15 protein-coding genes are annotated in these 19,755 nt (G+C 69.2%); 9 read left to right on the forward strand and 6 right to left on the reverse strand.

The genetic code is table 11. The annotated features are described in order from the left end of the window. From GOHSU_RS14475 to GOHSU_RS14485, 3 genes are all read left to right on the forward strand, one after another. Positions 1-1,328: hypothetical protein (locus GOHSU_RS14475; protein ID WP_005943370.1), on the forward strand; the 1,328-nt coding region annotated here is incomplete at its 5' end. A gap of 34 nt (positions 1,329-1,362) precedes the next feature. Then, on the forward strand, positions 1,363-2,616 hold the full coding sequence (locus GOHSU_RS14480; RefSeq protein WP_005943372.1) for an MFS transporter: 1,254 nt from the start codon (positions 1,363-1,365) through the stop codon (positions 2,614-2,616). Beyond that, positions 2,597-3,823, forward strand: coding sequence for a MalY/PatB family protein (locus tag GOHSU_RS14485; RefSeq protein WP_005943374.1), 1,227 nt, complete (start codon positions 2,597-2,599; stop codon positions 3,821-3,823). The genes GOHSU_RS14480 and GOHSU_RS14485 overlap by 20 nt, the downstream gene beginning before the upstream one ends. Before the next feature lie 155 nt (positions 3,824-3,978). On the opposite strand, the gene GOHSU_RS14490 is transcribed toward GOHSU_RS14485, so the two are convergent. From GOHSU_RS14490 to GOHSU_RS14500, 3 genes are all read right to left on the reverse strand, one after another. Continuing rightward, positions 3,979-4,755, reverse strand: coding sequence for an SDR family NAD(P)-dependent oxidoreductase (locus GOHSU_RS14490; protein ID WP_005943375.1), 777 nt, complete (start codon positions 4,753-4,755; stop codon positions 3,979-3,981). A gap of 68 nt (positions 4,756-4,823) precedes the next feature. Continuing rightward, positions 4,824-6,527, reverse strand: a complete 1,704-nt coding sequence (locus tag GOHSU_RS14495) for a VanW family protein (protein ID WP_005943376.1) — start codon at positions 6,525-6,527, stop codon at positions 4,824-4,826. A 239-nt stretch (positions 6,528-6,766) separates the two neighbouring features. Beyond that, a complete protein-coding gene (locus GOHSU_RS14500; RefSeq protein WP_005943378.1) occupies positions 6,767-8,074 on the reverse strand; it encodes an acetyl-CoA C-acetyltransferase in 1,308 nt (435 codons plus the stop codon). 160 nt (positions 8,075-8,234) lie between these two features. On the opposite strand from GOHSU_RS14500, the gene GOHSU_RS14505 reads away from it, so the two are divergent. Beyond that, complete coding sequence (locus GOHSU_RS14505) at positions 8,235-9,596, forward strand: 3-oxoacyl-ACP reductase (protein ID WP_005943380.1); 1,362 nt, start codon at positions 8,235-8,237, stop codon at positions 9,594-9,596. Beyond that, a complete protein-coding gene (locus GOHSU_RS14510; protein ID WP_024332633.1) occupies positions 9,596-10,483 on the forward strand; it encodes a MaoC/PaaZ C-terminal domain-containing protein in 888 nt (295 codons plus the stop codon). Before GOHSU_RS14505 ends, GOHSU_RS14510 begins: the two co-directional genes overlap by 1 nt. A gap of 94 nt (positions 10,484-10,577) precedes the next feature. On the opposite strand, the gene GOHSU_RS14515 is transcribed toward GOHSU_RS14510, so the two are convergent. Both GOHSU_RS14515 and GOHSU_RS14520 read right to left on the reverse strand, forming a co-directional pair. Then, on the reverse strand, positions 10,578-11,198 hold the full coding sequence (locus GOHSU_RS14515) for a TetR/AcrR family transcriptional regulator (protein ID WP_005943384.1): 621 nt from the start codon (positions 11,196-11,198) through the stop codon (positions 10,578-10,580). A 43-nt stretch (positions 11,199-11,241) separates the two neighbouring features. Beyond that, the gene (locus GOHSU_RS14520; protein ID WP_024332634.1) at positions 11,242-12,453 is read right to left on the reverse strand and encodes a glycoside hydrolase family 3 N-terminal domain-containing protein; all 1,212 of its coding nucleotides are present in this window, start codon (positions 12,451-12,453) and stop codon (positions 11,242-11,244) included. Positions 12,454-12,477: 24 nt separating this feature from the next. Between GOHSU_RS14520 and GOHSU_RS14525 the strand changes: the two genes are divergently transcribed. Genes GOHSU_RS14525 through GOHSU_RS14535 form a run of 3 tightly spaced genes read left to right on the forward strand, consistent with a single transcriptional unit; the run spans position 12,478 to position 17,421 of the window. After that, positions 12,478-12,678 carry a DUF2613 family protein gene (locus tag GOHSU_RS14525; RefSeq protein WP_005943389.1) on the forward strand — a complete coding sequence of 67 codons (201 nt, stop codon included), beginning with the start codon at positions 12,478-12,480 and terminating at the stop codon, positions 12,676-12,678. Continuing rightward, positions 12,593-16,990: an alpha-(1->3)-arabinofuranosyltransferase gene (locus GOHSU_RS14530; protein ID WP_081597808.1), complete on the forward strand. Its 4,398-nt coding sequence runs from the start codon at positions 12,593-12,595 to the stop codon at positions 16,988-16,990. The genes GOHSU_RS14525 and GOHSU_RS14530 overlap by 86 nt, the downstream gene beginning before the upstream one ends. A gap of 23 nt (positions 16,991-17,013) precedes the next feature. After that, positions 17,014-17,421: a hypothetical protein gene (locus GOHSU_RS14535; RefSeq protein WP_005943391.1), complete on the forward strand. Its 408-nt coding sequence runs from the start codon at positions 17,014-17,016 to the stop codon at positions 17,419-17,421. Here the strand turns inward: GOHSU_RS14535 and GOHSU_RS14540 are convergent. Continuing rightward, positions 17,353-18,606, reverse strand: a complete 1,254-nt coding sequence (locus GOHSU_RS14540) for an acyltransferase family protein (RefSeq protein WP_005943392.1) — start codon at positions 18,604-18,606, stop codon at positions 17,353-17,355. The genes GOHSU_RS14535 and GOHSU_RS14540 overlap by 69 nt on opposite strands. A gap of 34 nt (positions 18,607-18,640) precedes the next feature. On the opposite strand from GOHSU_RS14540, the gene pgfA reads away from it, so the two are divergent. After that, positions 18,641-19,741, forward strand: a complete 1,101-nt coding sequence (gene pgfA, locus GOHSU_RS14545; protein WP_024332636.1) for a cell envelope lipid trafficking protein PgfA — start codon at positions 18,641-18,643, stop codon at positions 19,739-19,741. The last annotated feature ends 14 nt before the right edge of the window (positions 19,742-19,755 follow it).

Raw genomic sequence — 19,755 nt, forward strand, 5'->3', positions numbered from 1 at the left:
TTGACCCTCCGCAATGCTTGCAGGGCCGGATGACGGGTCTGTCCGTCGATGGAAGTCGGCTCGTAGTGCTTGCCAACGGCGGCCGGGTGTACACCTTGGAGTCCGCCGATCAAACCCCCGAACTGTGGTGGTGGACCTCCCGCTTCGGTTCACCGATCTGGCTCAATCCCGGCGGGACGTACGTCCGCTCGGATCAGCGTGCCTGGAGCTTCTCCTGGCTCGACCCGATCTACACCTCGGTGATCCCGTTCGAGCAGCGTGCCACCTGGACCGACGATGCCGGCCACTCGCATCCGGTGGGCGGCGCCGGAGTCACCACCGTCTACACGCTCTCCCAAGACGGTACGCGGATCTACATCCTCGATCCGTGGCTGCCGGGCGGCGATCCGCTCAAACCCGGCAGCAAACGCTTCGGCGGCGATTACAGCTATGAGATGCAGGGTCCACTGGACGGCCGGTTCGCCGCTCGCAACCTGTCCTCGGCCGGATCGACGACGTTCCTGATCAACGACTACGGCGACATGTACACCCGGCTCTGGGACTTCGACATGTCCGGCGCCGACACCCTGTTCTTCTCCTACACTCCCGACGACCAGGGCAATCTGAAGGGGGCTCCGAACAATTTCGAGGGGTTCTTCGCCCAGTATCCCTTCCTGCGCGCACTGTTTCCCCAGCCGTACGCGAAATTCCAGCTACCGCCGCCGGCCTGGGTGCGCCAGCCCAAGGTTCCCGGCGAGGTCACCTCACAGATCAGCATCCAGCAGACCGGCTACACCTCGGACGACCGCGAACTGCGGGTCGAGGGACGCAAGGACGGCAAGCTCGGCTATTGGCGCAAACCGATCGATCCCGACGCCTCCTGGATCTTTGTCCCGGTTCCGGGTCAACGCAGGCTCAGCGAACCGCCCCTGGACAACCGGCCCGGAGACACCAGCCGCCTCACCATGGTCGCCCCCAGCGGCAACGACTACTCCGGCCGGTACCGGGGCGCCACCGTCAGCACCTCGGACTTCGACCATGCCGCCGAGACCGTCGATCTGAAGATCTGCAAGGGTGGCGCCTGCACGACCCTCACCGCGTTCATCGCTCCGACACCGCGACCCAACTGGACGCCGGCAGGGCTGACCGCCGAGACCCGCTACTACCAGGGTTTCCTGCGGATCGATCCGGCGGAGAAGGCCAAACTCGCCGCCGATCCCGCGCTCGCTGCCGTAGTGACCTCCCTGCTTCCGAACGGCCGCACCGAGAACATCATCGCCACCGCCACCACCAAACAGATGACCTTCCTGACGATGGATGGCGAGAAGGTCACGCTGCCCCGTCGGTGAGCGACCGCTTACTAGGTGGGTTACGCTCGCATCCATGGCCGGAAACGACGTCGCCTCACAGCCACGCCACGTGCATCCTCAACGCTGGTCGTTCCTGCTGCTCCTGGCCCTGCTGGCGATGGCGCTGGGTACCTCGGCGCTGCCGACTCCGCTGTATCCGACCTATGCCGCGGAGTGGTCGTTCGGGCCGCTCACCATCACGCTGATCTTCGCGGTCTACGCGATCGGCGCATTGGGTGCGGCACTGACGGTCGGCCCGATCTCCGACGCGGTGGGCCGCAAACCGGTGCTGCTGACCGCACTGGGCATGATGCTCGTCGGGCTGGTGGTGTTCCTGGTCGCCACGCAGGTCTGGGAACTGCTGATCGCCCGGTTCATCCACGGAGCCGCGATCGGGGCGACGATCGTCGTCTCCGGTGCGGCCCTGCTGGACGTGCGGCCCCACGACGGCGACCGCAACGGCGCGATCTCCGGCGCCTCCCTGAACCTGGGCATCGCCCTGACGGTGCTGGGTGCAGCCTTCGCCGCCGACTTCTCCAGCAGTCCTCTGCGCATGCCGTATGCGGTGATGACGGTCATCGTCCTGGCGCTGATGCTGGCGACCGTCGTGCTGATCGAGCCGCATACCGGCCGGACCGGCGCACGCGTCCGGATCCAGCGGCCGTCGGTTCCCGCCGCGATTCGCACCGAGTTCTGGTTCGCCGGAATCGGCATCCTCACCGCATGGTCGGTGCTCGGGGTCTTCCTGAGCCTGTACCCCGCTCTGGCTCAGCAGACCACCGGCCACGATTCGGTGCTGTTCGTCGGGACCGTCGTGGCCCTGATGGCGGTCGCCGCGTCGGCGTCACAGTGGGTCGGCGGCCGATTCGATCCGCGCAAGGCCGCGATCGTCGGCGACATCGGCATGATCCTGGCCCTCGGTGCCGCGGTCGTCGCCGTGCGCAGCGGTTCGACGGCGGCGGTGCTGATCGATTCCATCGTCCTCGGGGCCGTCTTCGGTCTGGCCTTCGGCGGCTCGCTCCGGTATCTGTCGGCGGTCGCTCCGGCCGATGCGCGCGGCCAGGTGATGAGCGCCTACTATCTGCTCGGCTATCTGGCCATGGGGGTGCCCACCGTGATCGCCGGCGCCCTGGCCGGCCGATACGGCACCGCAGCAGTGTTCCCCTGGTTCGCCCTGGCCGTCGCACTGGGCTGCCTGGGTGCCGCGGTTCTGGGTATCCGGGGCGGAAGAAGCATCCGCCCGGCCGAACTGGCGGTAGACCTGAGTCATGACCGCGAACGTCCCTGACACCCCGGCCACCGACCGAAATCCCCTCACCCGGCTGTCTCTGGCGCAGCTGCGGACCCGGACCAGCCTGAAATGGCAGGCATACCCCAGCGATGTGCTCCCGCTGTGGGTCGCTGAGATGGACGTGCTGCCGGCCGAGCCGATCGCGGCCGCACTGCAGCAGGCGATCGCAAGGGGTGATACCGGCTATCCCGCCGGTGCCCGCGACTATGCGCGGGCGCTGGCCGACTTCGCGTCCCGGCGGTGGGGCTGGGACGGACTGGAGGTGACCCGCACCGCCATCGTCCCCGATGTGATGCTGGGCATCGTCGAGGTACTGCGTGTGGTCAGTGCGCCGGGCGACGGCGTCGTCGTCAACTCTCCGGTGTATCCGCCGTTCTACGCCTTCACCGAGCATGCCGGAAGACCGGTCACCGAGGCCCGCCTGGACGAGGCCGGCCGGATCGATCCGGACGCGCTCGAGCAGGCCTTCCGCACCGCCGGTGCCGGTGGGCGCGGCGTGGTCTATCTGCTGTGCAATCCGCACAATCCGACCGGGACGGTGCACACGCGGGAAGAACTGTCCGCGGTCGCCGCGCTGGCGCGCCGGTACCGGGTGCGGGTGATCGCTGATGAGATCCACGCACCGCTGGTCCTGCCCGGCGCCGAGTTCACCCCGTACCTGTCGGTCCCCGGCGCCGAGGATGCCTTCTCGGTGATCTCCGCCTCCAAGGCATGGAATCTGGCCGGACTCAAAGCGGCCCTTGCCGTAGCCGGACCCGAGTCGGCCGCTGATCTGGCGGCCATTCCCGAAGAGGTCAGCCACGGGCCCAGTCATCTGGGGGTGCTCGCCCACACCGTCGCTCTAGCCGAAGGCGAACCGTGGCTGGATGCCCTCCTGGCCGGCCTGGACGCCAACCGAGCGCTGCTGGGCCGGCTCCTGGCCGAGCATCTGCCGCAGGTCGGCTACCGCCCGCCGGAGGGCACCTATCTGGCCTGGCTGGACTGCCGCACCCTCAGCGACGACACCGACGGCGACGGGCCCGGCACCGTTCGTGAACTGGCCGGTCCAGCTCGATTCTTCCTGGACCACGCCCGCGTGGCGCTGAGTTCGGGGCATGTCTTCGGCACCGGCGGCGCCGGCCATGTGCGGCTCAATTTCGCCACTTCACCGGATCTCCTGACTGCCGCCGTGACCCGGATGGGTACGGCGGTCGCCGGCCGCTAGATCCGGCTGATCGGTCGTCATGCGGCTTCGCCCGCCGGACCCGGGAACAGCGCCGCGCCCGGCCTTCACGGGGAGGGCCGGGCGCGGCGACATCGTACTGGCGCTTGCGACGCGCTGCTGCGGCACCTGCTTCTGCGGCGCCCGCTGCAGGCGCGCTACTTCGGGGGCATCCGGATGCCGCCGTCGACGCGGATCACTTCGGCGTTCATGTACGAGTTGACGATCAGTTCCTCGACCATCGACGCGAGCTCATCGGGCACACCGAGCCGCTTGGGGAAGAGCACGCTCTCACCCAGCTTGGCCTTGAACGCCTCCGACTCGGGGCCGGTGCCGTAGATCGGAGTGTCGATCAGGCCCGGGGCGATGGTGTTCAGCCGCACCCCGATGGCCGACAGGTCGCGGGCCACCGGCAGCGTCATCCCGACGATGCCGCCCTTGGACGAGGAGTACGCGGCCTGGCCGATCTGGCCGTCGAAAGCAGCGACCGAGGCGAGGTTGACGATGGCACCGCGGTCGTTGTCCGGTCCCGGCTCGTTGCGGCTCATCGCGGTGGCTGCCAGCCGGACCACGTCGAAGGTGCCGATGAGGTTGATCGCGATGACCTTCTTGTAGAGGTCCAGGTCGTGTGCGGAGGAGTACTCTCCGTCGCGGCCGACGGTGCGCTGGGCCCAGCCCACACCGGCCGAGTTCACCGCAGCCTTGAGCGGGCCGAGCTCGAGCGCCTTGTCGATCGCGGCGATGATCTGGTCGGTGTCGGTCACGTCCACCGAGACGAACACGCCCCCGGTCTCTTTGGCGACCGCTTCACCGGCATCGGCGTTCACATCGGCGACGACCACCTTGGCACCGCGGGCCGCCAGTCGCCGGACCACACCGGCACCGATCCCCGACGCACCACCGGTGACGATTGCACTTGCTCCATTGATATCCATACCGGGGAGCCTACTGGGCACGGATATCCGGCGGGAGACGATCCCGGAGCGGAAATGTGAAACAGGTCTCAGCGGCAGCGGACGATCGGTTCCGGCGCGTACTTCACGGTCCGGGTGTGCCGGGAGAGCTCCGCGCCGCTCTTGGCATCGCGCACCACGCGGGTGTTGGAGGTGGTGAACCCCTGCGCGCCGCTACTGGGGATGCAGTCGTCGCCGGCCGGGAGCACCAGTTCCTGCGGGCTCGTGTGGTTGGTTCGGGAGCCGGTGAACGACTCGACCTCGTACTTCTTGGTGCCCCACAGACGCACCGTCACCGACGAGGGCGACCAGCCGGTCTGGATCACGATTCCGTGGTCGGTGTTGTTCCGGAACTGCAGATCGATCGCGCCTTCGAAGACGGTCGCCTCGCGGGCCTCCGGGTACCGGGAGATGTAGTAATCGTGCTCGGTGTGCGTCACGTCCTCGAGCCCGGCGAAGTACGAGGCGTTGTACAAGGTGGTCGCGAACTGGGAGATCCCGCCACCGATCGCTTTGGCGGCGTGCCCGTTGTCGATGATCACCGAGGACACGTAGCCCTGGGCGGCGCCGCGCGTGCCGGTGTGGCCGTTGAGAGAGAAGGTTTCCCCGGGCAGGATGACCGCACCGTTGACCTGCTGGGCGACCAGCCGGATGTTCTCTCCGGACGGACCGGAGAATCCGCCGGTGGCGTATTCGGCGATCACTTCGCGCACGCCCAGGTCGCGGGCCTTGGCGGTGGTCAGTTTGGGCCGCAGCGTCTTGTGGACGATCTGTGCCGAGCGCTCTTTCTTCACCGACGTCGAGGCGATCGCCGCCGCCGTGGCCGCCGCGTCGACCTTGGCACCGTTGCGTGCCGGCACCACCGACGGCGAGCCGCCCGCCAACGAGAAGGATGCGTTGACCGGAGTGGATTCGGTGGCATCGAGCTGGGCGCCCAGTACACGTTTGAGGTTGCGCTGGCTGACTGCGGGCACCAGTCCACCCTGTCCGTCGGACACAAAGGTCACCAGTCGGCCCAGCTGCGCGGGGGAGACGGTGATCGGCTTTTCGGCGCCGGTCAGGGTCAGCTCCGATGCGGTCACCTGCCGCGCCGGACCGTCGAGTGTGGCCTGAACCGTCTCGGCCGAGACCGTCGGATCGAACGGTTCCATCGCCAGCTGCAGGGAATTGCCGCCGAGCCACTCGCGGGTCAGGGTCTGCTTCGCCGCGGCGCGGTCGATCCGCAGACCGGCCGCCGGCAGGTCGGCGACCGGGGTGGTGCCGTCGAAGTGCACTCCCCCTTCGACCGCCGCCCGCTCGAGGGTCTTGCGCTGCGCATCGAGCTCTTCGTCGAAGGCTGCGGTGTCCAGGTGCACCACCGGCGACACCTGGTGCGTGGCACCCAGCAGCGCGGTCAGGCGTTTCCAGGGATTACGGGGCTGCTCCAGCAACCGGTCCAGCGTGGCATCGGCGTCGAAACTCAGCCCCAGCGCATCGGGATCCACGGCCACGCGGCCCGATTCGGTCTCGAGCACCACCGGAGAGGCCGCCGACACCGACAGCTTGTCCAGTGCCGAGCGTGCCTGCTCAGGGCTCAGTCCGCCCACGGCGAACTCGGCGATCTGGGCGCCCCGCGCGGTCTTGTCGTGCGAGCGCATCAGGTCGATCGACAGCACCAGCGCACCCAGCAGCACAGCGGCCAGCAGGCCGCGCAGCAGCCACGTACGCGTCGGGGGGGTGCGGCGTCGTCGGCACCGGCGATCAGGAGAACTCACAACAGCGCCATCTTAGATAACTGCGGGCCAGAAGACCCAAAGGTAAAGCTCCGACCGAGCTGCCGGGTCGGGGGTCAGGCAGCTCAGCCGGAGCTATCCCATATATAGCCGCGGGACGACGGGGCGTTACACCTGCGGAGAGGAAATTCTCATAACCTCGATCTCCGCAGGTCAACACGGCTGTCCGGCACCTCACACCCCGTCGCCGCAAGTGTGAGGTACCTCGCAGTCCGACTGTGTCAGCCTTCGATGATGGCGGTCACACCCTGGCCGCCGGCGGCACAGATGGACACCAAGGCCCGGCCGCCGCCGTTCTCGGCGATCATCTTGGCGGTCTGCGCGACGATGCGGCCGCCGGTCGCCGCGAAGGGGTGGCCCGCAGCCAGCGAGGAGCCGCGCACATTCAGTTTGCTGCGGTCGATCTCGCCCAACGGCTTGTCCAGCCCCAGCCGCTCGACGCAGTACTCCTCCGAGTTCCATGCGGCCAGCGTCGACAGGACCACCGAGGCGAACGCCTCGTGGATCTCGTAGAAGTCGAAGTCCTGCAGGGTCAGGCCGTTGCGGGCCAGCAGCCGCGGGACGGCGTAGGTCGGCGCCATCAGCAGGCCGTCCGGACCGTTGACGTAGTCCACCGCCGCAGTCTCGGTGTCCACCAGGTAGGCCTGCACCGGCAGACTCTTCTCGGCGGCCCACTCGTCGCTGGACAGCAGGACCGCCGAAGCGCCGTCGCTGAGCGGAGTGGAGTTGCCGGCGGTCATCGTGGCGTCCCCGAGGGAGACGCCGAAGACCGGCTTGAGCTTGGCCAGCTTCTCCACCGTGGAGTCCGCGCGCAGGTTCTCATCACGTACCAGCCCCAGGAACGGGGTGATCAGGTCGTCGAAGAAACCCTCGTCGTAGGACTTGGCCATGTTCTGGTGGCTCGCCGCGGCCAGGGCATCCTGGTCGGCACGGCTGATCCCGAACTCCTTGGCGGTGATGGCCGCGTGCTCACCCATCGACAGTCCGGTGCGGGGTTCACCGTTCTGCGGGATTTCGATGCCCAGCTTGGTCACCAGCGCCAGCGCCGCCTTGATGCGGTCCGGGGTGGTGCGCGCCCGGTTCACCTCGAGCATCTGACGCCGCATCTCCTCGGAGACGCCGATGGGCGCATCGGAGGTGGTGTCGGTGCCGCCGCCGATGCCGACCTCGTAACGACCGCGGGCGATACCGTCGGCGACCGAGTTGATCGCCTGCAGGCCCGTGCCGCACGCCTGCTGCAGATCGAAGGCCGGAGTGTACGGCGACAGCGAGGTGCCCAGCACGCTCTCCCGGACCAGGTTGAAGTCGCGCGAGTGCTTGAGCACGGCACCGCCGACCACCATGCCGAGCTGTTCGCCCTGCAGGTTGAACCGGCTGACCAGGCCCTGCAGGACCGCGGTGAACATCTCCTGGTTGCTGGCCTTGGCGTAGGCCTTGTCCTGGCGGGCGAAGGGAATGCGGTTACCACCGAGGATGGCGACCGGCCGCGCCTGCTTGGTTTCCGGCTTCTTGGGGGTGTACGAGGCCACGGGACCTGCTCCTGACGTTGAGCGTTGAGATACTTGGGAACTATTCTTACTATTCAGTAAGATAGTTGTCGACCCCGGTACCTGCGAAGAGGATCACACGACGCGCAGGTTTACCGTTGGAGGCACTGCACATCGTCCCACCATCCCAAAGGAGAACCTCGTGGCTGGCAGCAACGATCTCTACTCATCTCTCGTCAATTCCGGCCCCGGCGCCTTCCTGGCAAGCAAGGTCGGCCTGCCGCAGCCGCCGAAGCTGCGCCGCTACGCCCCGGCCCAGCCCGCGCTGGCCGGCCCGGTCCTGCTGGGCGGCTTCGGCCGTCTGGTCGAGCCGCTGCGCGAGATCCTCGGCAACGGCGACGACTACGACGTGGTGACCAACAACACCGCCGGGCGCAGCGCCGACAAGCTCGGTGCGGCCGTCTTCGACGCGACCGGGATCAGCTCGGCCGCCGACCTGGAGCAGCTGTTCGAATTCTTCACCCCGATCATGCGCTCACTGGGCAACTCGGCCCGCGTCGTCGTTCTGGGCACCACCCCGGAGCTGACCAAGTCCCCGGACGAGCAGGTCGCCCAGCGCGCCCTGGAAGGCTTCACCCGGTCGATCGCCAAGGAACTGCGCGACGGCGCCACCGCCCAGCTGGTCTACGTCCACCCCAAGGCCAAGACCGGCATCAGCGGCGTGGAATCGACCCTGCGCTTCCTGCTCTCGGCCAAGTCGACCTACGTCGATGCCCAGGTGATCCGGGTCGGCGCCGAGGATGCCGCAACCGTGGAGAGCTGGGACAAGCCGCTGGCCGGCAAGGTCGCCCTGGTCACCGGCGCCGCCCGCGGCATCGGCGCCACCATCGCCGAGGTCCTGGCTCGCGACGGCGCCCACGTCATCGCCGCCGACATCCCGGCCGCCGGGGAGGCCCTGAGCGAGACCGCGAACAAGATCGGCGGTACCGCGCTGCCGCTGGACGTCACCGCCGACGATGCCGGAGAGAAGATCGCCGAGCATGTACTGCAGCGCCACAGCGGCCTGGACATCATCGTCAACAACGCCGGGATCACCCGCGACAAGCTGCTGGCCAACATGGATTCGGGCCGCTGGAACTCGGTGATCGGCGTCAACCTGATCGCTCCGCAGACCCTGGTGAACGAGCTCGTCGAGCGTAAGGCCCTCAACGAGGGCGGCGCCGTGGTCGACGTCAGTTCGATCGCCGGAATCGCCGGCAACCGCGGTCAGACCAACTACGGCGCCTCCAAGGCCGGTGTGATCGGCCTGGTCGACGCCTACGCACCGGTCCTGGCCAAGAAGGGCATCACCATCAACGCCGTCGCCCCGGGCTTCATCGAGACCGCGATGACCGCGGCGATCCCGCTGGCCACCCGCGAGGTCGGTCGCCGGATGAACTCACTGCAGCAGGGCGGTCAGACCGTCGACGTCGCCGAGACCGTCGCCTACTTCGCCAACCCGGCCAGCAACGCGGTCACCGGCAACGTCGTCCGCGTCTGCGGCCAGAGCCTGCTGGGTGCATGATGGCCAAGACCGTCACCCTCACCGAGCTGCCGAGCCCCGCGACGCAGTACCCCAAGGCCGTCGGGGCCATGCTCCCGGTCTTCGGTAAACCCGCCCGGGTGGCCGCCGACGCCGTCGTCCCCGATACCGTCTACCGGCTCGAGGACATCCGCGTGGACCGCGACCGTCTGCACGACTACTGCCGGGCCACCGGTGTGCAGTACGGCCAGGACCTGCCGCTGACGTACCTGTTCGTGCTTCAGTTCCCGCTGGCCATGGAGGTCATGGTGGCGCGCGACTTCCCGTTCGGCGCCGTCGGCTCGGTGCACGCAGAGAACCGGATCGAGCGTTTCCGCCAGATCGGCGTCGACGAGCCGCTGACCATCGCCACGCATGCGGAGAACCTCCGCGAGCATCGCAAGGGCATGCTGATCGACGTCATCTCCGAGTTCTACGTCGGACGCGAGCTGGTGGCGGTGCAGACCGGCACCTTCCTCAAACAGCAGCGCACCAGCCTGTCCGATGAGCCGCGCGGACCCAAGCCCAAGGAGGTCGCACCGCCGCCTCCGGACCGGGTGCTCGGGGTGGACCTGGGGCTGATCCGCGAGTACGCGGCCGCCTCCGGCGACCGCAACCCGATCCACATGGCGAACGCCTCGGCCAAGCTCTTCGGCTTCTCCAAGGCGATCGCCCACGGCATGTGGAGCGCTGCCGCGGCGATCGCCAACGTGGAGGCTCAGCTGCCCGGCGCCGTGGTGTACACGGTGCGCTTCGGCAAGCCGGTGCTGCTGCCGGCGAAGGTCAACCTGTACACCACCGGAACCGAGGACGGCGGCTTCGAGGTCTCGATCCTCAACCGCCGCAAGGGATATCCGCATCTGACCGGAGCTCTGACGCCCCGCGCCTGACCCTGGCACTGATGCGCAAAAGAACGCCTCCGGCCTCGGGTATCGACCCGCAGCCGGAGGCGTTCGCCGTTCTGTCCGCTCGCCCGGATCGGGCTCAGTCTTCGGGTGCGGCGGAGTCCGGGCCGCTGCCCACACCCTGCAGGCCGCGCCAGATGATGCCCATCAGCAGTTCGGTCGCGCGGTCGATCGACACATCCCCTTCGGAGATGCGGTCGGCGACGGCTTCGGAGGCACCCACCAGCGCCACCGCCGTCAGCTCGAAATCGACGTCGGAGGCGCCGTCGACCGTCGTCCCGCGCCGGATCAGCTCGGTGATCATCTCGGTGATCTGACCGCGGGAGCGGGTGACCGCATCGGAGAAGCCGGCGCTGGAACTGGCGACCCGGTAGAGCACCCGCCACGATGCGGCATGCTCGTAGACGTAGCGCAAGAACTCCCGGACCAGGATCCGCGCCTGGTCACGCTGACGCAGATCCGGATCGAAACCACCGCTCATGATCTCCAGGAAACGCCCGGATTCACGTTCGATACACGCGGTGAACAGCTCGTCTTTCGAACCGTAATACAGGTACAGCATCGGCTTGGAGATCTGCGCCCGCGCAGCGATGGTGTCCATCGAGGTCTCCGCGTAGCCGTTATCGGAGAACTCGGCGATCGCCGCATCGAGCATCTGCTGTTCACGCACCGCCCGGGGCAAGCGCTTGGTTCCGGCCATACCCCTCAACTTACCATTGAGTAAGGTCCGACTGTCCCCGACTTCAGCAGGACAGCACTCCCTTAGAGCGCAGGATCCGGACCACCGAAGCGTCGATCCGCTGCCGGTTGAGATCGCCGTCGGCGACCGCCTTCTCGAGCGTATCAAGCACCGTCGACACCTTGTCGGTGGTGAGCCACAGCCCGATGTCGGCCCCGGCCTGGAAGGTGCGCAGGACCGCCTGATCGATGGAGTACTTGTCGGTGATGGCCTTCATTCCGGACAGATCGTCGGTGAAGATCACGCCGCGGAACGGCGGTGCGTCGTACTTGGTACCAGTGCGCAGCAGCGACATCGCCCGCGGACTCAGGCTCGCGGGGGTGTCCGGCGCCGTCAACCCCGGAACCATCAGATGCCCGACCATCACCCCGGCGTTGCCCGGGTCCTTCAGCAGCTCCCGGTACGGGACCAGATCGAGCTGCTGCAGTTGCGACAGCGGCGCCGTGTTCGCCCCACCCAGATGGGTATCGCCCGAGGCGTTGCCGTGACCGGGGAAATGCTTGTACACGGGCATGATTCCTGCGTCCTGCAGGCCCTGGGCGAAGGCGCCGGCGTATTCGGTGACCTTCGCCGGATCATCGGAGTAGGACCGATCGCCGATCACCGCATCGTCGGGTTCTGCCGAGACGTCGACCGACGGAGCGAAATCGACGGTGATGCCCAGCTCCTTCATCTTCTGCCCGGCCGTTTTGGCCTGTGCCCGGACCTGCGCCGGCGTCATACCGTCGGCCACGACCTTCCGCGGGGCCGGCAGATCGACCCCGAGCGACGACAGCCGGGACACCCGGCCGCCTTCCTGATCGACGGTCACCATCAACGGGAACGACGACGACTTCGACAGCGCCGCCACCGATCGGTCCTTGAGCATCGTCAGATCGGTCCAGCTGCCGACGAAGATGCCGCCGATCTTCTCGGCGGCCACCACCCGTTTGGCATCGGCGGCATCGGCGACCCCGACCACCAGTCGCTGCGCCAGCTTCTCCCGCAGGCTCAGTGTGGCCAGTTCCGGAGCACCGCAGGCCGCCGGCACCGGCGCACTGGAACTCGCCTGCGTCGACGACGAGGCCGAGGCCGCCGTCGCACTCGAGGCCGCCAAGGAACCGTCGGATGGCTCGGGCGTCGAGGAGCACGCCGCTACCAGTGCCACCGTCAGGGCCAGGGGGCCCAGCCGCGAAGCGGTGCGCGCCGATCGGACCGTTCGAAGCGTGTTCTGCATGGGAAGAATGGTAGCTTGGTCGCCATGGTGCGAGACCGACTGATCTATGGCGCTGTCGCCGCCGCCGCGGGAATCATCGTGGGCGTGGGCGCAGTCTTACTGAGCGGCGTCGTGGCGGCGGAGAACTCCCCGTCGACCGATGTCAACAGCTTCAACGCCGAGGACGGGTTCCTGCAGGGCTCGGTCCAGTACGGTTCGCGCGGCGGATCCGATAGCGGACAGTAAGACCTCCCGCGACGACACCGTTCTGTCCCGGCGGGGCATCGGGGTCGTCGCCGCCCTCGCACTACTGCTGGCCTTCTGGCAGGCTCCCGGACGCACCGCACCGGACACCAAACTCGATCTGACCGCTGACCCGGTCGGCTTCCTCCGTCGGGCCGCACATCTGTGGTCGCCGGACGCGCCGATGGGCCAGATCCAGAATCAGGCTTACGGCTACTTCTTTCCCCACGGCGCATTCTTCGCGCTCGGCGACCTGGCCGGCCTGCCCGGCTGGGTGACCCAGCGCCTGTGGTGGGCGCTGCTGCTGACGGTCGGCTTCGTCGGCCTGGTCCGGCTGGCCGAAGCGCTCCGGGTCGGATCACCCGGATCACGGCTGCTGGCGGCGACGATCTTCGTCACCGCACCCCGGGTCCTGACGACGCTGGGCTCGATCTCCTCGGAGACCCTGCCGTACGTGCTGGCGCCGTGGGTGCTGGTGCCGATGGTGCGCGCCCTGGACTCCGTTGCACCCGATCCACGACCGCTGTGGCAGGCGGCGTTGCGTTCGGCCGCCGCGGTGGCACTGATGGGCGCGGTGAACGCGGTCGCCACCGCCGCCGCCGCCGGTGTCGCGGTGCTGTGGTGGATGCTGGGGCTGATCTCGCGCACCCGAGTCCGGCGCAGACTGATCTTCGGCGCCTGGTGGGCCCTGGGGCTGGCCCTGGCCTGCCTGTGGTGGCTGGTGCCGCTGTTGCTGCTGTCCCGGCTGTCGCCGCCGTTCCTGGACTACATCGAATCGGCCCGGGTCACGACGGAGTGGACCTCCCTGACCGAGGTTCTGCGCGGAACCAGCTCGTGGACGCCGTTCGTCTCGGCCGAACGCGCCGCCGGGGCGATCCTGGTCTCCGACACCGCCGCGGTACTGGCGACCGGACTGCTGGCCGCCGCCGGTCTGGCCGGTCTGGCGATGCGCGCGATGCCGTTGCGGCGCAGACTGATCACCCTCCTGCTGGTCGGTGTGCTGATCATGTGTCTGGGGTACCCCGGGGCCCTGGGTTCACCGCTGTCGGAGCTGTACCGCGAGTTCCTCGACGGCGCCGGCGCCCCGTTGCGCAACCTGCACAAGTTCGAGCCCCTGGTCCGTATCCCGCTGGTGCTGGGTGTGGCGCATCTGCTCGCCCGGGTACCGGTGCCGCGCGGCGCCGCATCCTGGCGGGCGATGAACGACTCGGTCCAAGGGCAGCGGCGCCTCGCCGCGGCGATGGCCGTGCTGGTGGCGGCCATCGGCGCCGGTGGAGCGGTCTGGACCGGTGGCATCGCCCCGCCCGGCAGCTACCGCGCCGTCCCCGGCTATTGGCAGCAGACCGCCGACTGGCTGGCCGATCAGGAACGCGACCGCCCCGCACCCGCCCGCGCACTGGTGGTTCCCGGCGCCCCGTTCGCCGACCAGCTGTGGGGTCTGACCCGAGACGAACCGCTGCAGGCGCTGGTGCAGACGCCCTGGGCGGTCCGCGATGCCATCCCGTTGACCCCGCCGGGGGCGATCCGTGCGCTCGACTCGGTGCAGCGTGCGCTGGCGGCCGGCCGCGGCAGTCCCGGACTGGCGCCCACCCTGGCCGGGCAGGGCGTGGGCTACGTGGTGTTGCGGGCCGATCTGGAGCCCACCTCGTCGCGCTCGGCACGCCCCCTGCTGGCCGCGCAAGCGCTCGACGATTCGCCCGGGCTCACCGTCGTCGCCACCTTCGGGCCGCCGACCTCGCCCCCCTCGGCCGACGGCTTCGTCATCGACAACGGTCTGCGGCCACCGATGCCGGCGGTGACCGTCTACCGGGTGGACGGGGCCACCGGTACGGGCCCGCGCCTGACGGATCTGGCGCAGACCCCGCGGGTGGCCGGTGGACCTGAGAGTCTGCTGCCGGTCAATGCGGCCCGGATGCGTGACGGTCTGCCGCCGCTGGGTCCGACACTGCTGCGAGCCGACGCCGAACGGGCCGGACTGGACGACGGGCCGGGGGTCATCGTCACCGATTCGCCCATGCTCCGGGAGGTGGACTTCGGCCGCGTCGACAATCACGCCTCGGCGATCCGGGCACCCGATGACCCGCGGCTGACCAAGAACACCGCCGCCGACTACCCGGTCGACGGTCAGGATCCGGTGACCGCGCGCTGGCTGCTCAACGGCGAACCCGACACGGTGCGCGTGCGCACCAGCGGTTCGGCCTCCGATGCCACCCAGCCCGGGCAGACGGTGCCCGCGGCCTCGGCCGCCGCCGCCTTCGACGGTGACCCGCAGACCGCCTGGGTCAGCCGGGGACTGGATTCGGCGGTGGGCCAGTGGCTGGCCGTCGAGTTCGACGACCCCGTCTCCAATCTCGCGGTGACGGTGACCACCGCCCCGGCGATCGGCGTCGATGTCAGCGCGCTACTGGTGACCACCGATGCGGGCAGCACCGTGGCGCAGGGCATCGTCCCGGGGGAACCCACTCGGATCGTGGCGCCGTCCGGGCCGACCCGGCGGGTGGAGATCCGAGCGATCGAGACCGAGAATCGTTCGGGCGGCAATCAGTTCGCGCTGGCCGAGGTGGAACTGGCCGATGCGACCACCAATCTGCCGATCACCGTGCGCCGCCAGGTCGTGCTGCCGGAGATCGACGGCACGGTGCGCCAGTGGGTACTCGGCCCCGAACTCGTCGGCCGCACCCAGTGCGTCACCGACTCCACCGACGAGGGCCGGGTGCACTGCGCCGGCGCCCTGCATCTGGATTCGGAGACTCCCGGCGTCTTCACCCGCACCCTGTCGGTCCCGCAGACCACGCGGGTCACACCCGCGGTGCTTCTGCGTCCGCTGCCCGGTTCGGCGTTGAGCGACCTGCTCGCTGTGCCCGGCGGAATCCGTGCCGACGGCCCGTCGGCGGTGACCGATGTGCGCGGCAGCGCCGCGGCGGCCGTCGACGGAGACACCGCCACCGCGTGGATCGCACCCGAGCCGACCGATCGCGCGTCCCGCCGGCCGACCCTGACGCTGCGTCTGGACCGGCCCACCCGGGTCTCCGGGCTGCGTCTGCAGAGCCCACCGGACTACCCGGCCCGGCCCACGCAGGTGACGGTCGATCTGGGTACCGGCCCGCAGAAGGTCTCGGTCCCCGGCGACGGGATCATCGCCCTGAAACCGGCCCGCACCGACACCGTGAAGATCACCGTCACCGGCACCGAAGACCTGATCGACATCAATGACCTGGGCTTCGCCACCCCTGCCCCCGCCGGAATCAGCGAGGTGACCGTCCTGCCCGAACGGCAGGCCGCCGCATTCGACGACGCTCGCCCCGTCACCATCGGCTGCACCAGCGACCCGGCCGGACCGCTCGGACTGGGCATGACCGCGTCGGGCCGGATCGTGCGCCTGCAGGTACGGACCACTGCCGGAGCGCTCCGGCAGGGCCAACCGGTCGTGGCCGAGCCGTGCTCGGGCACGCCGCTGGAGCTGGGCGCCGGACTGCAGGAGATCGCGGTGAACCCGGGTAAGGCGTTCACCGTCGACGCCGTCGAACTGAACACCGGCGCTGCCGGCAGCGTTCCGGAGACCGTCGCCGCACCGGTGACCGAGTGGACGGCCACCCGCCGGACGCTGACGGTGGCCCCCGCCGACCACGCCCGGCTGCTGTCGGTACCCGAGAGCAACAACCCCGGCTGGCATGCCCGCCTCGACGGCGCCGCACTGTCCCCGGTCACCGTCGACGGCTGGCAACAGGGATGGGTCGTTCCGGCCGGCGCCAGCGGCACCGTCGCCCTCACCTTCGATCTGGACACCGCCTACCGGTGGTCACTGGCCGGCGGCCTCGTCCTGGTCGTGCTGCTGTTCCTCGCCGCCTGCTGGCCCGGCACGACCGGTCGTTCCGGCCGCACCGGCACGGACCCGGCGGACGCCCCCAGGAGGGCCCCCGACGCTGCGCCCGAGGACCCGCCGCGACCGCCTCGGGGCCGCCGGTGGAACACCCGCCGGTGGCTGACCGCCGGTTCCGCCGGTCTAGCCGGCCTGGCTGCGGCGTGGCTGCTCACCGGTTGGTGGGGTCTGGCCGCGGCGATCTGCGCGGGGCTGCTCACCACCCGGCTGTCCCGGCACCTGCGGGTGCTGTCCGTGCTGATCGCGATGATCGCGGCCACGGTGCTGCTGGCCGCCGGTCCGTGGCATTCGGGACTGCCGTACACCGGCTACGATCCGGGTCCGCAATTGGCCGCCCTCCTGGCCCTGGCCTTCCTGGTCGCCGGCACCCTGGTGGACCTCCCCAAACCGCGCCGCGGTGACGACACCCCGGCCGGGCGGTCCGGAACCGGCTGACGTCCCGGCCGGAAGCAGGCACAATGACGGCCATGATCTCGCGTGTCAAAGCCACCGTCCTCGCCGGCTGCGCGGCCGTCGCGCTGCTGTCGGCGGCGGCCGCACCCGCCCAGGCCGCACCGCAGGGGAAGGTCGACCCCGGTATCGGCTTCTTCTCGGTGAACTACGGCGTCGGCTGCTCGTACAGCATGACGGTGCCTGTCAACTCCTCCGGCATGGTCAGCTTCTACGACTGGAAGGGACCCGGCTATCCGCCGCTGTTCGTCGGCCGGGCGATGGCCTCGGGCGCCAAAGCGGCCGTGACCTGGTGGCCCAAGCGCGAAGGGGTGCGCCGGCTGTACGCGGTCCAGAACGGCGAGCGTTCAGCGATCACCACGGTGCGGGTGACCCGCGGATACGGCAGCGGCGGTCTCTGCTTCGCCTACCCCTGACACCGGCACCGAGAAGGCTGGATGGGGGCTGCGGCGACGTTCCCAGTTGGCCAGCCAGCGGCGGCACGGATCTTCGACGAAGGCATAGCTGGCCGCCGACACACCCAGCGTGAGCACCACCGTGAGCACCCAGACGAGCACGAACCTGCCGTCGAACGGGGTGATCCCGAAGAGCCCGAAAACGCAGGTGAGCACCGGTAGGTGCCAGATGAAGATGGCGTACGACCAGCGACCCATCGCCGTCATCGGTCCCGAGTTCAGGAAGCGGAACGGGCCGTCGCTGCAGACCAGCGGGGCCAGGATCGCGTAGGCGGCGATCGCGCCGAGCACCATCTTCCCCACGTACTGGGCATTGTCGAGATCACCCATGCCCACCGGTCCGGCCAGCGGCGTACACGCCAGTCCGTAGCTGATTCCGGCGACCGCGAACATCAGCGGCCGGTTGGCCGACCACCGGTAGCTGCGCACCGCCGACGCCGACGGCGACTCGGTCAGTTCCACCACGGCCCGCAACTCGGCCAGGATCAGCCCCGCCAGAAACCACGGCAGATGCCCGAACACCCAGTTCTTACCCTCGACGCCCTCGGGTAGATGCAGCGAGGTGACCATCCAGGCCCAGCCCAGGCTGACCAGCCCCAGTGCGGTCAGCAGCGGGATGCGCAGTCGGGCGCGGTCCCCGCGCAGCAGCAGCATCCCGTACCCGATCAGCGGCAGCATCAGATAGAAGGCCACCTCCACCGACAGGCTCCACATCTGGGTCAGCCCGGGCGCCAGCGTGAGCGGAAAGTACACCTGGGTCAGCGTCAGATTGGCCAGCCAGACCTCCAGCGAGGCACCGCGCGCCTGCGGCAGCAGGGTGAACACCGCGATCACGGCCACGGTGTAGGCCGGCCAGATCCGCATGAAGCGATGCCGCAGATACCGTCCCGGTGCCGGTGCGCGCACGCCGCCGTGGCGGGCGGCGGCGGCATAGGGCCGCCAGAGCAGAAAACCCGACAGCGCGAAGAACAGGGCGACCGCAAGATCCAGCCGGCCCAGGATCGGCCCGAGAACCGGCCACTCCAGGGCGCGCGTCTGAAAGGCCACGTGTGTGGTGAGCACACCGACGGCCGCCACCGCCCGCATCCCTTCCAGCTGCGGGAAGTAGCGTCGGTAGTCCGGCGTGGTGGTGATGGTGGTGCTCATCGCGTTCACCAGGGTAGTCAGTAAGCTCAACGGCATGCCCGAACCCCGTCCGCGCCTGTCCACGCGCGATCTGCTCGGGCCGACCGCACTGTTCTTCGGTGCGCTGCTGGTCGCCGTCGCCGTCGCCCTGGGTCCGGTGGTCGGCAGCATGCTGGAGAAGGTTCCGCTGACCGTCGATCAGACGTGGGTCGCCGACGGAGACGATGCGACCCGGCTGCTGGATCGGTGTTCCCTGGAGGCGCCGCGCGCCCGTGTGCTCGACGGGGCCGTCCAGCAGCACCGCCGCATTCTGGCCGTGCGGCCGGCGAACTCGGACGTGGTGACCCTGCAGGCCGGGACCGCACTGGGCATCGACCACTACCTGATCGACGGAAAATCGATCGACCCCGACAAAGCCTGCGGCGAGTCCACGATCGCAGCCACCATCGACCGGGTGACCCTGGAGCGCGCCACCGCCGCACCGACCGGGACCTCGGAGATCCAGTACGACGATCAGAGCGCTGCGGTCGCGGTGCCGGACCGGCGCGGATACACGTATCTGTTGCCGTTCGGCTTCACTCCGCAGGGCGCGTACTACTTCGATCCGATCACCCGCCAGTCGATGCCGATGACCGTGGCCGGCACCGAGACGATGGGCGGGCGCTCCGTCACCCATTTCGTGGCCTCGATCCCGGAGACGGACCTGTCCGGTGCCGGTCAGGATCCGCGGGCGGTGCTGACCAAACCCGCCTCCTGGTTCGGCTCGTTCCCGGGGGTGCGGCCCAGCCAGCGTCTCACGGCGACGCTGCGCCACCAGGCCACCCGGCACTTGTTCGTCGATCAGCAGACCGGCGTGATCGTCGCCGAACGCGCCGAGATCGACGAAACCTACCGCTTCGCCCCGAATGTGCGCGCCCGCAACGCCGCCCTGCACGATTTCGAGTTGGTCAACCTCCGCACCACACTGAACTCGGACGCCCAGACCGTCCGCGAGGGGGCCGACTACGCCGCCGACCGCGCCTGGCCGGTCCGGATGACCACCCTGATCGCCCCGATCATCGCCGGTGTCCTCGGCGTTCTGCTGCTGGGCCTGGGGATCTGGCTCCTGCTCCGGGCCACCCCAGGGTCGACACCGCAGGCATCCGTCGACGACTGAACCGCGTGTCCGGG

The sequence above is a fragment of the Gordonia hirsuta DSM 44140 = NBRC 16056 genome, from assembly GCF_000333015.1.
Lineage (GTDB): Bacteria > Actinomycetota > Actinomycetes > Mycobacteriales > Mycobacteriaceae > Gordonia > Gordonia hirsuta.

Excerpts from the sequence above, each read along its gene's own strand:
- GOHSU_RS14480 (WP_005943372.1), top strand. The coding sequence starts at position 1,363 with ATGGCCGGAAACGACGTCGCCTCACAGCCACGCCACGTGCATCCTCAA.
- GOHSU_RS14485 (WP_005943374.1), top strand. The coding sequence starts at position 2,597 with ATGACCGCGAACGTCCCTGACACCCCGGCCACCGACCGAAATCCCCTC.
- GOHSU_RS14490 (WP_005943375.1), bottom strand. The coding sequence starts at position 4,755 with ATGGATATCAATGGAGCAAGTGCAATCGTCACCGGTGGTGCGTCGGGG.
- GOHSU_RS14510 (WP_024332633.1), top strand. The coding sequence starts at position 9,596 with ATGGCCAAGACCGTCACCCTCACCGAGCTGCCGAGCCCCGCGACGCAG.
- GOHSU_RS14515 (WP_005943384.1), bottom strand. The coding sequence starts at position 11,198 with ATGGCCGGAACCAAGCGCTTGCCCCGGGCGGTGCGTGAACAGCAGATG.
- GOHSU_RS14520 (WP_024332634.1), bottom strand. The coding sequence starts at position 12,453 with ATGCAGAACACGCTTCGAACGGTCCGATCGGCGCGCACCGCTTCGCGG.
- GOHSU_RS14525 (WP_005943389.1), top strand. The coding sequence starts at position 12,478 with ATGGTGCGAGACCGACTGATCTATGGCGCTGTCGCCGCCGCCGCGGGA.
- GOHSU_RS14530 (WP_081597808.1), top strand. The coding sequence starts at position 12,593 with ATGTCAACAGCTTCAACGCCGAGGACGGGTTCCTGCAGGGCTCGGTCC.
- GOHSU_RS14535 (WP_005943391.1), top strand. The coding sequence starts at position 17,014 with ATGACGGCCATGATCTCGCGTGTCAAAGCCACCGTCCTCGCCGGCTGC.
- GOHSU_RS14540 (WP_005943392.1), bottom strand. The coding sequence starts at position 18,606 with ATGAGCACCACCATCACCACCACGCCGGACTACCGACGCTACTTCCCG.
- pgfA (WP_024332636.1), top strand. The coding sequence starts at position 18,641 with ATGCCCGAACCCCGTCCGCGCCTGTCCACGCGCGATCTGCTCGGGCCG.